This window comes from Mesorhizobium sp. M1403, from assembly GCF_040317695.1.
Lineage (GTDB): Bacteria > Pseudomonadota > Alphaproteobacteria > Rhizobiales > Rhizobiaceae > Mesorhizobium.
In genome coordinates, this window is sequence record NZ_JAMYKY010000001.1 from 262433 (window position 1) to 277617 (window position 15185).

At 64.1% G+C, this 15185-nt stretch carries 12 protein-coding genes and 1 pseudogene; 7 read left to right on the forward strand and 6 right to left on the reverse strand.

The window, feature by feature from the left end:
- Positions 1 to 9: 9 nt before the first annotated feature.
- Positions 10 to 594, reverse strand: a complete 585-nt coding sequence (locus tag NKH01_RS01305; protein ID WP_352998896.1) for a TetR/AcrR family transcriptional regulator — start codon at positions 592 to 594, stop codon at positions 10 to 12.
- A gap of 110 nt (positions 595 to 704) precedes the next feature.
- Between NKH01_RS01305 and NKH01_RS01310 the strand changes: the two genes are divergently transcribed.
- From NKH01_RS01310 to NKH01_RS01320, 3 genes and pseudogenes are all read left to right on the forward strand, one after another.
- Positions 705 to 1517: an oxidoreductase gene (locus tag NKH01_RS01310; protein ID WP_353018571.1), complete on the forward strand. Its 813-nt coding sequence runs from the start codon at positions 705 to 707 to the stop codon at positions 1515 to 1517.
- A 62-nt stretch (positions 1518 to 1579) separates the two neighbouring features.
- Positions 1580 to 2056, forward strand: a pseudogene (locus NKH01_RS01315) (alpha/beta fold hydrolase); the annotation flags it as partial.
- A gap of 90 nt (positions 2057 to 2146) precedes the next feature.
- Complete coding sequence (locus tag NKH01_RS01320) at positions 2147 to 3148, forward strand: NADP-dependent oxidoreductase (protein WP_353018573.1); 1002 nt, start codon at positions 2147 to 2149, stop codon at positions 3146 to 3148.
- On the opposite strand, the gene NKH01_RS01325 is transcribed toward NKH01_RS01320, so the two are convergent.
- Entirely contained in the window at positions 3141 to 4070 is a 930-nt protein-coding gene (locus NKH01_RS01325) for a sugar kinase (protein WP_023719996.1), read from the reverse strand. The genes NKH01_RS01320 and NKH01_RS01325 overlap by 8 nt on opposite strands.
- A gap of 158 nt (positions 4071 to 4228) precedes the next feature.
- Here NKH01_RS01325 and NKH01_RS01330 point away from each other — a divergent pair, with 158 nt between their 5' ends.
- The 3 genes from NKH01_RS01330 (at position 4229) to NKH01_RS01340 (ending at position 6742) form a co-directional block, all read left to right on the forward strand.
- Entirely contained in the window at positions 4229 to 4675 is a 447-nt protein-coding gene (locus tag NKH01_RS01330; RefSeq protein WP_023719997.1) for a FixH family protein, read from the forward strand.
- Between the two features lie 7 nt (positions 4676 to 4682).
- Complete coding sequence (locus tag NKH01_RS01335) at positions 4683 to 5882, forward strand: cytochrome-c peroxidase (RefSeq protein WP_352484207.1); 1200 nt, start codon at positions 4683 to 4685, stop codon at positions 5880 to 5882.
- A 128-nt stretch (positions 5883 to 6010) separates the two neighbouring features.
- The gene (locus tag NKH01_RS01340; protein WP_353018574.1) at positions 6011 to 6742 is read left to right on the forward strand and encodes a cysteine hydrolase family protein; all 732 of its coding nucleotides are present in this window, start codon (positions 6011 to 6013) and stop codon (positions 6740 to 6742) included.
- 23 nt (positions 6743 to 6765) lie between these two features.
- On the opposite strand, the gene NKH01_RS01345 is transcribed toward NKH01_RS01340, so the two are convergent.
- Entirely contained in the window at positions 6766 to 7218 is a 453-nt protein-coding gene (locus NKH01_RS01345; protein WP_023720000.1) for an Lrp/AsnC family transcriptional regulator, read from the reverse strand.
- A 162-nt stretch (positions 7219 to 7380) separates the two neighbouring features.
- Here NKH01_RS01345 and putA point away from each other — a divergent pair, with 162 nt between their 5' ends.
- Positions 7381 to 10992, forward strand: a complete 3612-nt coding sequence (gene putA / locus NKH01_RS01350) for a bifunctional proline dehydrogenase/L-glutamate gamma-semialdehyde dehydrogenase PutA (protein WP_353018577.1) — start codon at positions 7381 to 7383, stop codon at positions 10990 to 10992.
- 61 nt (positions 10993 to 11053) lie between these two features.
- Here putA and NKH01_RS01355 read toward each other — a convergent pair whose 3' ends face one another.
- From NKH01_RS01355 to NKH01_RS01365, 3 genes are read right to left on the reverse strand one after another with little or no spacing between them, the layout of a single operon-like run.
- Positions 11054 to 12340 (reverse strand): energy transducer TonB family protein, encoded by a 1287-nt coding sequence (locus tag NKH01_RS01355; RefSeq protein WP_353018578.1) that lies wholly within the window; start codon positions 12338 to 12340, stop codon positions 11054 to 11056.
- Between the two features lie 47 nt (positions 12341 to 12387).
- Positions 12388 to 12828 carry a hypothetical protein gene (locus tag NKH01_RS01360; RefSeq protein ID WP_353018580.1) on the reverse strand — a complete coding sequence of 147 codons (441 nt, stop codon included), beginning with the start codon at positions 12826 to 12828 and terminating at the stop codon, positions 12388 to 12390.
- A 2-nt stretch (positions 12829 to 12830) separates the two neighbouring features.
- Positions 12831 to 15044, reverse strand: coding sequence for a TonB-dependent hemoglobin/transferrin/lactoferrin family receptor (locus NKH01_RS01365; protein ID WP_502912586.1), 2214 nt, complete (start codon positions 15042 to 15044; stop codon positions 12831 to 12833).
- Positions 15045 to 15185: the final 141 nt, after the last annotated feature.

A 15185-nucleotide genomic window follows, 5' to 3' on the forward strand; every position in this document is an offset into this window, starting at 1 on the left:
GGGCTGCCCTCAGGGGGCCACCTCGTCTTGAACCGGCCGGATCAGCGCCTTTGCCGCAGCTGATCCCGCCGCAAGGATGCGATCCGACAATTCCGTCCCTTCCAGGGCGCGGGCCAGTTGAAGCGCGCCGATGAGCGTTGCAAACACACCCAACGCAACGCCCTCTGGATCGTTGGTCGGCGGCAGAGCGTCGGCTATCTGACGCACCAGGGATTGGGCGCGTTCGGCATAGAGGGCCCGCGTTTCAGGCGGCTGCCGCGCTATTTCCGGCAGTAGCGCGGCCGAAGCGCAGCCCTTTCCAGGATTGTCCCGGTGCTCGGCCGATAGATATGCCTCTATGGCCATTTCCGGACCGCCGGCGGCCAACGCTTCCTGCACTTGCTGCGACTGCGCGTCCAGGGCCGCCGCCACGCTTTCACGGACGAGCTCCGCCTTGGACTGAAAGTGCGGATAGAAGGCCCCGTTCGTCAGCCCGGCGTCGCTCATGATGGTCGCCAGCCCGGACGCCGCGATGCCGTCAGATCGAAAACGTTCGGCGGCGACCTCCATGATCCGGCTGCGTGACGCGTCTTTTCGGCCCTTTTCGTAGCGCATGTCTTTCTTTCCTGTCCTGCTATTGCATTATGCTCATAATCTGATATTATGACCATAATTCAATTCGTGGAAATAAGCTAGACCTCTCGAACCTGGAACATCAAAAATGAATGGGAATTCTGAAAAAAACCGCAATCGTGACCGGAGCCTCCTCGGGCATCGGCCGCGCCAGCGCCGAGGCCTTGGCGCGGGCGGGGTTCACTGTCTTTGGCACAAGTCGCCGCAAGACCAGTAATGGCCCGGAAGGGGTGACCATGCTGGCATGCGACGTCACCGATGATGCGGCCGTCACTGCGCTCGTTGCCACCGTGCTCGCGCAGACCGGCCGGATCGATCTCCTGGTCAACAATGCCGGTGTCGGCCTGCTAGGGGGTGCCGAGGAATCCTCGGTCGCACAGGTACAAGCCCTGTTCGACGTCAATCTGTTCGGCGTCATGCGGATGACCAACGCAGTGTTGCCGTCGATGCGGCGGCGCGGCCAAGGGCGCATCATCAATATCGGCTCCATTCTGGGATTGGTACCCGCGCCATACTCAGCGCATTATTCGGCAGTCAAGCACGCGCTCGAAGGCTATTCGGAATCGCTCGACCACGAGGTGCGCGCCTTCAACGTCCGCGTTTCCGTCATCGAGCCGGCATTCGTCCGCACCGTCTTCGACCAGAACGGCATCGAGCCGGATTCGCTGTTGAAGGAATACGATCGGGCTCGAGCCGGGCTCAAGGCGTTGCTGGGCGATGTGATGCCGATAGCCGATCGGCCGGAAGTGGTGGCGAATGTGGTCGTCAAGGCGGCGACCGATGCCCGTCCGCGACGGCGTTACACCGCTGGCAAGGCAGCGCGCCAGGTCAGCCTGCTGCGCCGCTTTGCCCCCGCGGGGATGTTCGACAAGAGCCTGCGCAAGCAGTTCCGCTTGCCGGTCTGAACAACAGAGCCAGGGGATTTCGCGCATATGCGACTAGCAACCACAACACATTTGGTCAGGCCCTTGTGCGCAAACTCATCCTGGCTGGCACGGGGCCGGCCGGTGGCGAAGGCATCGACAAGGTGACGCCGCTGACGATCGTGGACATGATCAAGGGCGCGCTGACTTTGCGGGATCCGAAATACTATCTCTTCTTCACAACGACGCCGAATGGGCGCCGCGCCGCAAACGCATTTCTGCAACGGCTGAAAGAGCGCCGGTCCAACCGGGACAAGGCGGTATCGCTGAGCGCCTTCGGCGCGCAACTCAAGGCGATCAAGGCCTACGGACTCCAGGCGCCGCAAGACCTGAGCGCTATCCGCATTCCCACTTTGGTTGCGAATGGCGACCAGGACAGGATGGTGCCGAGCAGCAATACCTACGATCTCGCCGGGCGTATCCCAGGGGCGCATCTGGTTATCTATCCGGATGCCGGGCATGGCGGGGTAGTTCAGAACTACGCCGATTTCGTCCCGAAAGCCCTGTCCTTCCTCGAGGCTGAGGTCTTGCCGCAGGGCGGCCATGCAACTGAAAACGTTCGGCTTGTTTTGTCGCGGAACACCAACAGACATTCTTAGAAAGTAACTGCCATGAAGGCATTCGTTGTCGATAAATATAATAAAAAGGGCCTTCTGCGGCTGGCCGAAATGCCGGAGCCGCAGCTCCAGGACAGCGATGTCCTGGTCGAGGTCCATGCCGCAGGGGTGAACCTGCTCGATTCCAAGGTCAGAACCGGAGAATTCAAGCTCATCCTGCCCTATCGCCAGCCCTTCATCCTGGGCCACGACGTGGCCGGGACGGTTATTCGCGTGGGATCGAAAGTCCGCAAGTTCAAAGCCGGCGACGATGTCTATGCGCGGCCGCGCGATGGCCGGATTGGGACATTCGCCGAATTCATTGCCGTGAATGAAGCCGACGTGGCCTTGAAGCCCGAGAATCTCAGCATGGAAGAGGCGGCCTCGATTCCCCTGGTCGGTCTCACCGCCTGGCAGACGCTCATAGAAAGGGCAAACCTGAAGAAGGGACAGAAGGTCTTCGTTCAGGCTGGTTCCGGGGGCGTGGGAACATTCGCCATTCAGTTGGCCAAGCACCTCGGCGCGACCGTTGCGACAACAGCGAGCGCAGCGAGTGCCGATCTGGTGAAAAGTCTCGGCGCCGATGTCGTCGTCGACTACAGGCAAGAAGACTTCGAGAAAGTTCTGTCGGGCTACGATGTCGTCTTGAACAGCCAGGATGCCAAGACGCTCGAAAAATCCCTGAGCGTGCTGAAACCGGGTGGGAAGCTCATCTCCATCTCGCATCCACCGGATCCCGAGTTTGCCAGGGAAAAGGGACTGAATTTGATGCTGAGGCTGGTGCTGCGCCTCCTGAGCCGCGGAATTCGGGCCAAAGCCAAGCGCCGTGCCGTGCAGTTTTCGTTCCTTTTCATGTGGGCGCAGGGCGATCAGCTGAGCAAAATCGCCGCTCTAATCGAATCCGGCGCGATCCGCCCGGTTCTGGATCGGGTCTTTCCATTCGAAGCGACCAATGAGGCTCTGGCCTATGTCGAAACAGGACGCGCCAAGGGCAAGGTCGTCATCAAGGTCAGATAGCAGTTGCCTCGAACGCAGCCCTGAGCGTCTCGAACGGCGCCAGGGCGCCGCGCACCTGTACGACGGCGGCGGCGACGCGATGGGCGCGCTGCACCGCCTCAGTCGGCGCATGGCCGGCAAGGCGGGCGGCGAGATAGGCGCCATTGAAGGAGTCGCCGGCGCCGGTGGTGTCGACCGGGGTGGCGACGTGTACCGCCGGCACGGTTTGCAAGGTTCCGTTTTGCGCGATCAGCGCCGGTTCCTCGCCGTTCTTGACGACGACCTCGCCGACCAGCTTTCGCAGCCGTTCGGCTGTTTCCTGCGGTGTCGTATCACCAAACAGCATCTGCTCGTCGGGAAAGGTGGGTAGCGCGATGTCGGCGACGGCGAGCGCCTCGAGGATCGCGGCCTGCGCTTCCTCGCTTTGGCGCCACAGCCGCGGCCGGTAATTGGGATCGAAGGCGATCAGCGAGCCGGCCGCGCGCGCCTTGGCCACGGCCGTCAGCAGTACCTTGCGCGCACCCTCGTCGAGGATTGCCAAAGTGATTCCGGAAAAATAGACCAGCGCCTGGTTTTCAAGGCTTTTCTGTAAAGCGGCTGGGTCCGAAGCCAACTGCCTCGCGGCCGCATCGGCCCGCCAATAGGTGAACGAACGTTCGGCGCCGGTCAGCGTGATCGCATAGAGGCCGGGGCGGGCGCCCGCTATCACCGGGCTGGCGCCGACGCCGATGCCGTTTTCGGCGAGGAATTTGATCTGGTCGCCCGAGAACGGGTCGTCGCCGAAGGCCGAGACATAGGTCGCCGGCCGCTCGCCGCTCAAGGCATGCAGCGCCCATAAAGTGTTGAACGTGTCGCCGGCAAAGCCCATGCGCCAGTTCGGCCCGGCCTGGCCCGAAAGCTCGAGCATGCACTCGCCGATCGAGGCGACGCCGTTTCCTGCCATGAAGTACTCCTCCATCCGTGCAATTGCGGTGCTGTAGCTTTTTGCGGCCGGCAGCGCCATGCTTGGCGACGGCGGATTCTTGCGCTGGGCGCGATTTCCCACAGGGGCGTGGGACGCGATCTGCCCAGCGAATCGTTATCCGCAGAACAGGAATGGGTTTGGCATCGTTATGGCGTTATCTTCTTGGAGGCTTCGGCCTGGCTGCCTTGCTCGCCGGTGTGCTGGCCGTCGTCTATCTGACGGCGCCGCATGCGCCGCAACCAAGCTCGGACGTCGGCCGTTCAAGGACGACGGCGAACAAGCTGTTCGTGGCGACTTTCGAGCCCGAGAAAGGCGTCATCCGGCAGGGCGAACTGGAGTCCTGGCTGCTCACATTGAAAACCGTCGAGGGTGCGCCGGTGGAAGGTGCTGCGATAACGATTTCCGGCGGCATGCCGCAGCACAAGCACGGTCTGCCGACCAGCCCGCAGGCGACCGATTACCTCGGCGAGGGACGCTATCGCATCGACGGCGTGAAATTCACGATGAGCGGGTGGTGGCAGTTGCATTTTGCCATTTCCGCCGCGGCCGGTTCGGACACTGTCGTCTTCAACGTGGTGCTGTGAGCCATAGATGAGCCGGTTTTCCAGTCTTCTCGCGTTGGTGATGGTGGCCGTGCTCGCCGGCTGCGGCAGGCCGGAGTTTTCCGACGCCGAGAAGCAAACCGTCGCCTCATTGGCGCTGTCCAAGCTGCCGCCGCTGAAGCCCGACACGACCAATCGCTTTGCCGAGGTGCCGGCCGCCGCGGCACTCGGTTCGACGCTGTTCTTCGACACCGGGATGAGCGGCGGCGGCACCGTATCCTGCTCGACCTGCCACAAGATCGACCGCCAGTTCCAGGACGACCTGCCGCAAGCGGTCGGCGTCGGCCGCACCAACCGGCGTACCATGCCGCTGGCCGGCGTCGCGCATGATCCCTGGTTCTTCTGGGACGGGCGGCGCGACAGCCTGTGGGCGCAAGCACTGACGCCGCTCGAAAATCCGCTGGAGCAGGCCGGCAACCGCGCCGCCTTCGCGCATTACATCAAGGCCCGTTTCGGCGAGCGCTACGAGCGCATCTTCGGGCCGCTGCCGGACCTTTCGGGTGTGCCGGCCAATGCCAGCCCGCTCGGCACCGATGCCGAGAGGGCGGCCTGGAACGCCATGCCGGAGGCGCAAGCCGAGGAGGTCAATCGCGTCTTTGCCAATATCGGCAAGGCGATCGCCGCCTTCGAGCGCTCGATCGCGCCGCCGCAGACACGCTTCGACCGTTTTGCTACCGATCTTGCGGTGGGCGCCGAGCCGCAAGGCGACGCCGTCTTTTCGCCGGAGGAAATCCTCGGCCTGAAGCTGTTCATCGGCAAGGCCAATTGCGTGACCTGCCACAACGGCCCGCGTTTTACCGACGGCAGTTTTCACAACACCGGCGTGCCGCCTGTCGCGGGCCTGCCGCCGGATCGCGGCCGCGTCGACGCGGTGGCGCAGGTCGAGGCCGATCCGTTCAACTGTTTCGGCACCTTTCGCGACGGTGATGCCAGCGCCTGCCGCGAGTTGCGCTTCATGGTCAAGGCCGGGCCGGAACTCATTCGTGGGTATAAGACGCCGTCGCTGCGCGGTGCCGCCACCCGGCCGCCCTACATGCATGCCGGGCAGTTTTCCTCGCTGGACGAAGTGGTGGCGCATTATTCCAAGGCGCCGGCCAGTGTCGAAGGTGTATCCGAGATCCACCCGCTGCAGCTTTCGGACCGCGAACGCGCGGCTCTGGTGGCGTTTTTGAAGACGCTGGCGGAGTGAGGCCGGGTTTGTGTGCGACAAGAGCGGACCACCGTCTTGGGCCGCCAAATAACGTTGACACGATGCAGGGTCGCTGCTCATGATAACCAAGGCGCAAAGTGCGATACCTCAGGCTGTGGGAGGATAAAATGCAGCCACTTGAAATCGACGCCAAGCCTCAACCTGTTTCAATTGACCCCGCCAAGACCGCAGTTCTCGTCGTGGACATGCAGAATGACTTCGGCTCGAAAGGCGGGATGTTCGACAGAGCCGGCATCGATATCTCCGGGATTCAGCGGGCTGTCCGCCCTACCGCAAGTGTTATAGCGGCCGCCCGCAAATCGAGACTGCCCGTCATCTATCTGAAGATGGGATATCATCCCGACCTTTCGGATCTTGGGACGTCGGACGCCCCCAATCGTCTCCGACATCTCCAGATCTTTGGGGTCGGTGAGAACATGACAGCGCCGGATGGCAGTGAGAGCCGGATTCTGATCCGCGACACCTGGGGAACAGATATCGTCAACGACCTAAGGCCGGAGGCGGGGGATGTTGTCCTCTACAAAACCCGGTTCAGCGGTTTCTACGAGACCGAACTCGATGCGGTCCTGAAGACCGCAGGCGTCAAACACCTGATCGTGACAGGGTGCACGACCAGCGTGTGTGTGGAGTCGACAATTCGGGATGCCTTCTTCAGGGACTATCACTGTATCCTGCTGACGGATTGCACGAGCGAACCGATCGCGTTGGAGGCCCCACGGAGCAATCATGACGCCTCGATTACGCTCGTGCAGATACTCTTTGGATGGACATCGACGTCCGACCATTTCCTGAGGGCGATCGAGGAGCAATTTCAGGAGCGTCTTGAACGAGCCGGATGAGCTGACGAGATATCAGTGAGCGCCTACCGATCCTTCACCGTCTCCATCGCCACGAAGGTCGAGGTCTGGGCGACGTGCGGCAAGGCCGAGATGCGCTCGCCGAGCACGCGGCGGTAGGCGGCGATATCGGTGGTGCGGACCTTCAGCAGATAGTCGAAGCTCGATGCCATCATGTGGCACTGCTCGATCTCCGGCACCGTCTGCACGGCGCGGTTGAAGGCGTCGAGCGCGGCCGAGCGGGTGTCGGACAGTTTCACCTGGACGAAGGCGACATGGCCTTCGCCCATGCGCTCGCGGTCGACGATCGCCTGGTAGCCCCTGATAAAGCCGTCCTTCTCCAGCCGCTTCACCCGCGCCTGCACCGGCGTCTTCGACAGGCCGACTTTTGCCGCCAGTTCCGACATGGAAAGCCGGCCGTTGCTGCCCAGGGCCGACAGGATGTTTCTGTCGATGCGGTCCAATTGGTCTTCTGCCATCGGATTCCTGGTCGAATTGGAGGTGATTGGCCATAATGATAGATCAATCGACCTGTCCTGTCGATTTCTTTGGACCGGACGAAATCCCTACTTATGTTAGCTTGCGCCATTCGGTCCGGTGACCGCCGGCCCGCTCCCTTATGCTCGCTCTACAGGACCGCCATGCCAGCGCTCGACACCATCCGCCAGCAAATCCGTGCCAATTATTTGCCCGACGAAGACCAGGCGGTGAAGCGGCTGGCCGAGGCGGCCGGGCTGTCCGTGCACGATCGCAAGGCGATTTCGGCCCGTGCCGCCGATCTGGTGCGGGCGGTGCGCGGCTCGTCCGATCCGCGGCTGATGGAAGTGTTCCTGTCCGCCTACGGCCTCTCGACCAAGGAGGGCGTGGCGCTGATGTGCCTGGCCGAAGCGCTGCTGCGGGTGCCCGACACCGAGACGATGGACGACCTCATCGCCGACAAGATTGCGCCGCACGATTGGTCGGCGCATTCGGGCGGTTCGAGCTCGATCTTCATCAATGCATCGACCTGGGCGCTGATGCTGACCGGCCGCGTGCTCGACGAAGGCGAGGGCGGCATCGAAGGCACGCTACGCGCCATGGTGCGCCGGCTGGGCGAGCCGGTCATCCGCAAGGCAGTCGCCGCCGCGATGCGCGAGATGGGCGAGCAGTTCGTGCTCGGCCGCACCATCGCCGAGGCCGTCAGGCGCGGCCGGCCGATGACGCAGAAGGGCTATCTCTATTCCTTCGACATGCTGGGCGAAGCGGCCCGCACCGAGGCCGACGCGCTGCGCTATCTCAAGGCCTATGCCGACGCCATCTCTTCGCTCGATGCCGGCGCCAACGGCCCCGACATCCGCCAGAACCACGGTATTTCGGTCAAGCTGTCGGCGCTGCATCCGCGCTATGAAGTGACCCAGAAAGAAAAGATGCTGCCGGTGATGGCCGAGCGGCTGTTGTCGCTGGCGCTGGCGGCGCGCCATTCGCGCATGGGGCTCAACATCGACGCCGAGGAAGCCGACCGCCTCGATTTGTCGCTCGACGTCATCGAGCGGGTGTTGGCCGAGCCGGAGCTTGCCGGCTGGAACGGTTTTGGCGTCGTCGTCCAGGCCTATGGACCGCGCGCCGCCTTCGTCATCGACTGGCTCTACGCTCTGGCCAGGAAATACGACCGCAGCATCATGGTGCGGCTGGTCAAGGGCGCCTATTGGGACACCGAGATCAAGCGGGCGCAGACGCTCGGGCTCGACGGCTATCCGGTCTTTACCCGCAAGGCCAACACCGACGTCTCCTACTTGGCCTGCGCGAAGAAGCTGTTGTCGATGACCGACCGTATCTATCCGCAATTCGCCACTCACAATGCCCACACCGTCGCCGCCATCCTGTCGATGACGACGGAGCGCGATACATTCGAGTTCCAGCGCCTGCACGGCATGGGCGAAGCGCTGCATGAGACGGTGCGGCGGGCCGAAGGCACGCGCTGCCGCATCTATGCGCCGGTCGGCGCGCATTCCGACCTGCTCGCCTACCTGGTCCGCCGGCTGCTGGAGAACGGCGCCAATTCCTCCTTTGTCCACCAGCTCACTGACGAGGAGGTCGAGCCCGAGGACATTGCCCGCGACCCGCTCGAAACGGTGGAGAAACAAGGCCCCGCCGCCAATCCGGCGATCGTGCCGCCGTCGGCGATCTTTGGCCCCGGCCGGCGCAACTCCAAGGGTTTCGATATCACCGACACGCTGACGCTGGCGGCGATCGACAAGGCCAGGGCCGAGTTCGCCGGGCCGGAGCGCTGGCACGCCAAGCCGGTCAGCCGCGCCGCCGGCTACGGCAAGCAGCGTCCGGTGGTCAATCCGGCAAAACCTTCGGAAGTGGTCGGCACGGTCAGCGAGGCCGGCGCCAAGCAGGTCGAGACCGCCGTGCGCATCGCCGTCGAGGCACAACCGGTATGGGCAAGACGCCCGGTCGCCGAGCGCGCCGCCATCCTCAACCGCGCGGCCGATCTCTATGAGGCGAACGCCGTCGAGTTCTTTGCGCTCGCCGCCCGCGAGGCCGGCAAGTCGCTGGCCGACGGCGTTGCCGAGGTGCGCGAGGCGGTCGATTTCCTGCGCTACTATGCGGCCGAGGCCGCCAATGCCGAGGCGGGCACCGAGGCGCGTGGCGCCATCGCCTGCATCTCGCCGTGGAACTTTCCGCTTGCCATCTTCACCGGCCAGATTGCAGCGGCACTGGTCACCGGCAATTCCGTTATCGCCAAGCCGGCCGAGCAGACGCCGCTGATCGCCTTCCGCGCCGTCCAGCTGCTGCGCGAGGCCGGCGTGCCGGAAGACGTCATCCAGCTTCTGCCCGGCGACGGTCCCTCGGTCGGCGGCCCGCTGACCGCCGATCCGCGCATTGCCGGTGTCTGCTTTACCGGCTCGACCGAGGTCGCCAAGCTGATCGAAAAGCAGCTGGCCGAGACCGCCGCGCCCGACGCCATGCTGATTGCCGAGACCGGCGGCCTCAACGCCATGATCGTCGATTCCACGGCGCTGCCCGAACAGGCGGTGCGCGACATCCTCGCCTCCGCCTTCCAGAGCGCCGGCCAGCGCTGCTCGGCACTGCGCATTCTCTACGTGCAGAAGGACGTCGAGAAGAAGATGCTGGAGATGCTGAAAGGCGCTATGGAAGCGCTCAGCCTCGGCGACCCCTGGCGGATCTCGACCGATGTCGGCCCGGTCATCGACGACGAGGCACAAGCGTCAATCCGCGACTATTGCACGAAAATGGGCCTGCAGGGCCGGCTGATCGCCAAGCTCGAAGCGCCGAAGGACGGCCGCTTCGTCGCGCCGCACGTCTTTCGGGTCAAGAGCATCGAGGAGTTGGAACGCGAGGTGTTCGGCCCGGTGCTGCACGTCGCCACCTTCGATGCCGACGAGATCGATGCGGTGATCGCCGCGATCAACCGCAAGGGCTACGGCCTGACCTTCGGCCTGCACACCCGCATCGAAGGCCGCGCGCAGCATTTCGTCGACGGCATCCATGCTGGCAACATCTACGTCAACCGCAACCAGATCGGCGCCGTCGTCGGGGCGCAGCCCTTCGGCGGCGAGGGGCTTTCCGGCACCGGACCGAAGGCGGGCGGGCCACATTATCTCCGGCGCTTCCGCAAGGGGCCGGAGGCCGGCACCCATCTTGCCGAAGGCCGCAAGGTGATGGCGACCGAGCTCGCCGACAATCTGCCGGACCCGGCCTTTGGCGGCTGGTCGACGCGGCCGGATCGCGTCGCCATCCTGAGGAAACATCTGCGCGGCAAGGGTGCCGCGGCCATCGGTGCCGCCGCCGGCATCGATTTCGGCCAGGTCGACCTGCCCGGGCCGACCGGCGAGGCCAACACGCTGTCGCTGTCGCCGCGCGGGCGCGTGCTGTGCCTCGGTCCCGACGCGGATACCCTGCTTGCGCAGACGATCCAGGCGCTGGCCGCCGGCAATGCCGTGCTCGCCGTCGCACCTGGCGCGCCTGCGGCACTGTCGGCGCTGACCGGCAAGGGCCTGCCGCTGGCGGCGATCGACGGCCGTCCGGACCCGGTCGAAGCGCGCTCGCTGCGGGTCGATGTCGTCGCCTTTTCCGGTACGCCCGAGGCCGCGCGCATCGTGCGCAAGGTCATCGCCGACCGCGCCGGCCCGATCGTACCGCTGGTCAGCGAAGTGTATTATCCGGCCGCCTATGCGCACGAGCGCGCCGTCTGCGTCGACACCACGGCGGCGGGCGGCAATGCCAGCCTGCTGGCCGCGGCATAGGGTTTCGCCAGGGCTCGCTCATCGCGGGCAGGGCGGCGCCGACTCTGCGTGGGGACGGTCGCTACCTGATACCGAGCGGCACCTCGAACTGCCAGGCCGAGCGACCGGCTCCGTCTGGAATCGGGGGAAACGGAGAAGCCCGGCGGACCGCGTCGAGAGCGGCCTTGTCCAGCGCGGCAACGCCTGAACTGCCCGTCAGCCTGGCCGACCGGACGCTGCCGTTCGAACCGACGGTAAAGGCAACCGTGGCTGTGCCCGTGGCGCGCGTGCGTGTCGAATTGAAGGCCCGCACCAGCTTTGATCGGATCTTGCCGGGGTAGTTTGTGACGGCTGCATTGCCGATGCCGGACTTGCCGCCCCTGCTGGCAGTCAGGATCTTGCCGTCCTTCTTGCCGTCGGCCGTGCCGCGCGCGACATCCATTTCGTCACGGCCGCCGGAGCCGGTCTTTTTCTTCTTGGAATCGGCTTTGGCAAGTGCCTTGCCCGCCTTCTTGCGTGAGACCGGCTTTTCAGGCTCGTTTGGTTCGGCTTTGCTGGCCGGCTTGTTCTTTGCGGTTGCCTTCTTCGGCTGCTTGGGCTTCGGCCTTTCCGGCTTCGGTTCTTCCGCCGCGACGACGGTCTCGACCGTCTGAACCGTTTCGGCCGGCGCCGGGTCGGCTGGTGCCGGAGCACTCGTCTCGGCAGGATCGGCCCTTTCGACCGTGCTGACTGGCGGCGGCACGGCATTGTCGTCAGTGGGCACCAGCCTGTCGGTCGCGAGAATGTCGGGCGATGGATCCGGGCGCGCCGGCTCGACAGGCTGGGCAGGCGCGGGCTCGGGGCGATCGACAAGAGGAGCAGTTTCCGTGACGGCCTCGCTAACCGGCTCGACCACATCTTTTTCCGATGCTTCCGCCACATCGGTGACCGGCTGGAGCGCCTCCTCTGCCGCGGTTGCCTGCGCCTCGACCGTTTCGACGGGCTTGGCGTCGAGCATGGTCACCATCGTTACGTTGGTCACTTCCGGGTCGTCTCCGACATCGCCGGCCGCCTGCTGCGGATCGGCGCCGAGCAGCATTTCGCCTTGCTGGTCGGCACCTTCGATGCTTGGCCTGTCGTCCGGCAGGGTGAGAAAGGCCAGCGCCACCGCTGCGTGAAATGCGCAAGAGCAGGCGATCGCCACCGTCCAGTTGTGGCGCCGCTGCATCTGTCGTGCCTGCCGCAATGGCTCCGCCGGCACCGCAGTCAATTCGCCGTCGGCATCGGCGATGCAACTGTCTTCCGGTCTGTCGCGCGGCGAAACATGCAGCACCCCGCGAGGGATGGCGAAATCGGGATCGTCCGGTTCCGGCGGCAGGAAACCGGCCAATGGCCACGCCAGGGTGTTTCGCGCGAATGCCGGTTCCAGTCCCAAATTCAGACCCCGAAGGCGATGCCGGTCCTGGTCTGCGTCTTCAGCCCGCGCATGCAGGCATTCGGCTCGGCGCCGGCGCCGGCGCATTCCGTGGCGCTGTTGATCAACACGCGGCTGACCTTGCCGCAATCGGTGCCGGCAAGGTCGAAACGCGTCACCTTGGTCTTGCCTGCAGGCAGCTCCTTGAAATCGAGCACGGTCAGCCGGTCGACGACGCCGGCCTCGTTGAACAACGCGATCTCGAACGCCGCCTTGGAAAGACCGGCGCCGAGATTGTTGGTGACCACGAAGGTCAGGCGGCAGCCCTTGTCGGATGGCTGCGCGCCGTTCAGCTCGAGGATCAGCGCCGGCGCTTGCTGCTGTGTCCATGCCGGAGCCGCCGCAAGCGACATAGCCACCGCCGCGGCCAACAGACGAAGGGATGCTGTGACGCCTTGCCTCATCGTCAGCCTCCAAACCGCATGGTCGCCGCCAGCTTCAGGGTGACGCCGGGCTCGTAGACGACACTCGTGGTCGACGCGTTCAGTGGGTTGGCGTATTTGACGTCGAACAGATTGTCGGCGCGGAAATCGACCTTGAAATTGTCGGTCGCCTGGTAGCTGGCGAAGGCATTGACCAGCGTATAGTCCTTGGCCACCGCGTTGCCCTGCGGCTTGCCGTTGTATTGCACCTCGCCGCCGACAGTCAGCCTGTCCTCGAGGAAGCGAAAGCCGAGTTGCCCGGTGACCTGGGAGGAGGGGACGGTGACAAGGTCCGCCCGCTCGCCTTCATAGGAAATCGTGTGGCCATCGGTGAACGACGCCGAAAGGCCGGCAAAGCCCCACGCTGCGTCATAGACGCCCTCCATCTCGAAGCCGTGGATCTTGGCCTTGGCGAAATTCTGATACTGGAAGCAGATCGGGATGCCCGGACCGAACGGGCAGCCGCTGGTCGGGTCGAACGCCGATAGCGTCACGCCGTCGATGTAATCGTCGACATTGTTGTTGAAATAGGCCGCCTTCAGCCGCAGCGCGTCGTCGGTCTCGATGACGCCGTTGGTGCTGTAGTTGACGCCAAACTCCACGGTCTTGCCGGTTTCGGGCTTGAGATTGGGGTTGGGGAGGAACGGGAAGCTGACGCCTGCCGGATGGTTGCCGCTGATCAGGGTCTCCGACAGCGACGGAGAACGATAGCCTTCCGCGTAGGTACCGTAGAGTTGCAGGCCGGAAAGGCTAGCGCTTTCGAAGGGCGAAATGCCCACTGTGATGCGTGGCGACAGGCGGTCGCCAGAGGTTTCGCCGACATCGCTGTCGAGCTTGTAGCTGTCGTAACGCAGCCCGGCGATGACCTCGAGCCAGTCCCAGGTGAGCTTGTCCTGGACGTATGCGCCGGAGACGTTTCTATCGCCCGAGGGCGTGTAGAAACTGTCGCCGCCCGCCGTGCCGCCTGTCTCGACATCGTCGCCAACCCAGTCGCCGCCATAGGTCAGCTCATGCGCGATCCCAACGGTCTCGAATCTCGACGTGTTCCAGATGTCGATGCCGGAGGTGCCGATGTCGAACATCGATTTCGAACCCGCCGGCAAAACCACGGGCAGACCGGTGATCGGATCAAACCGGTTTTGCGCGACAAGGGTCGTCAGATCGAGCTTGGTCTTGTTGTAAGAGGCGTTGATGTGGAGATCGAGCCAGCTCTTGTCTTCGTCGGTGATGTTGTAGCGGGCCGTGAAGGTATTCGCCTTCAGGTCGGCGTCGTTCACCGGCGCGCTGCCGCTGGTCTCGGTCCATCCGTCGTTCGAGCCGATCCAACCGAGCTTCAGCTCGCTGTTTTCGCTGGGGCGGATGGTCGTCTTGAGGAGGCCGCTCAAGACGTCGAAGCCAGTGCCCGCTACAGTGTCGCCGCCGCCATGCTTGTAGTCGTCATAGTCGCGGTAGACGATGTTGCCGAGCACGTCCCAGTTCTCGTTTATCCGGTAGGCGCCGGTGGCGCTGGTGGTCCAGCCTTCACCGTTGGTTTCGTAACGCCCGGTCGCGGATGCCGCCCAGGTCTCGTCGGGCTTGAGGAAATCCTGAGCATCCTTGGTATCGAAAAAGACGACGCCGCCGATCGCCCCGGAGCCGTAGGTATTGGCGACCGGACCGCGGATCACGTCGACGGATTTGATCAATTCGGGATCGATGTAGAAGGTCGATTGCGTGCCGTGATCCGAGCGCTGGAAATTCTGGCGGGCACCGTCGACGATGACGGAGACGCGGCCGAAGTCCTGCAGGCCGCGGATGTTGATGCTGGAGCTGACACGCCTTGCGTCGGCCTGGACGGCGACACCCGGCACACCGAACAGCATGTCGTTGGGCGTCGTCGCCATGCGGCGCTCTAGCTGTTCCTCGTCGACATGGCTGGCTGAAGCAAGCGACTCGATCGCCGTCTCGCCGGTGCGGCTGAGGATCAGGATCTTGTCGAGCAGCGTGGCACCCGCCGGGGCGGGCTTTGCCTGTTCTGGCGGTTGAGACGGGTCAGTCTGCTGCTGGTCGGCTGCCGGTTGGGCAGCCTGCTGGGCGCCGGCCGGTGCGGCGAGCAGCGGGATCGCCGCGGCGCCGGCCAGCAACGCGGCCATTTTGCTTGTCATAAAACAGTGTGCCAGGCCGCTGCCCGCCGGCCGTCCCCAATTCGCCAACCCCATGCTGCAACTCCAAGAATCCATGTTCGATGCTGGCTGGCTTGGGGCTCGCTGGGCATTTTTCATCGCGTCCGGCGTCTTAAATGTTGACTCATTTACTCCGGTATTGCACTGCTAGATAACATGACCATTCGAGTCAAGAAT

What these genes read in the sequence shown, in the direction of transcription:
- NKH01_RS01305 (WP_352998896.1), bottom strand. Translation starts at nt 594, where the DNA reads ATGCGCTACGAAAAGGGCCGAAAAGACGCGTCACGCAGCCGGATCATG.
- NKH01_RS01310 (WP_353018571.1), top strand. Translation starts at nt 705, where the DNA reads ATGGGAATTCTGAAAAAAACCGCAATCGTGACCGGAGCCTCCTCGGGC.
- NKH01_RS01320 (WP_353018573.1), top strand. Translation starts at nt 2,147, where the DNA reads ATGAAGGCATTCGTTGTCGATAAATATAATAAAAAGGGCCTTCTGCGG.
- NKH01_RS01325 (WP_023719996.1), bottom strand. Translation starts at nt 4,070, where the DNA reads ATGGCAGGAAACGGCGTCGCCTCGATCGGCGAGTGCATGCTCGAGCTT.
- NKH01_RS01335 (WP_352484207.1), top strand. Translation starts at nt 4,683, where the DNA reads ATGAGCCGGTTTTCCAGTCTTCTCGCGTTGGTGATGGTGGCCGTGCTC.
- NKH01_RS01340 (WP_353018574.1), top strand. Translation starts at nt 6,011, where the DNA reads ATGCAGCCACTTGAAATCGACGCCAAGCCTCAACCTGTTTCAATTGAC.
- NKH01_RS01345 (WP_023720000.1), bottom strand. Translation starts at nt 7,218, where the DNA reads ATGGCAGAAGACCAATTGGACCGCATCGACAGAAACATCCTGTCGGCC.
- putA (WP_353018577.1), top strand. Translation starts at nt 7,381, where the DNA reads ATGCCAGCGCTCGACACCATCCGCCAGCAAATCCGTGCCAATTATTTG.
- NKH01_RS01360 (WP_353018580.1), bottom strand. Translation starts at nt 12,828, where the DNA reads ATGAGGCAAGGCGTCACAGCATCCCTTCGTCTGTTGGCCGCGGCGGTG.
- NKH01_RS01365 (WP_502912586.1), bottom strand. Translation starts at nt 15,044, where the DNA reads ATGGGGTTGGCGAATTGGGGACGGCCGGCGGGCAGCGGCCTGGCACAC.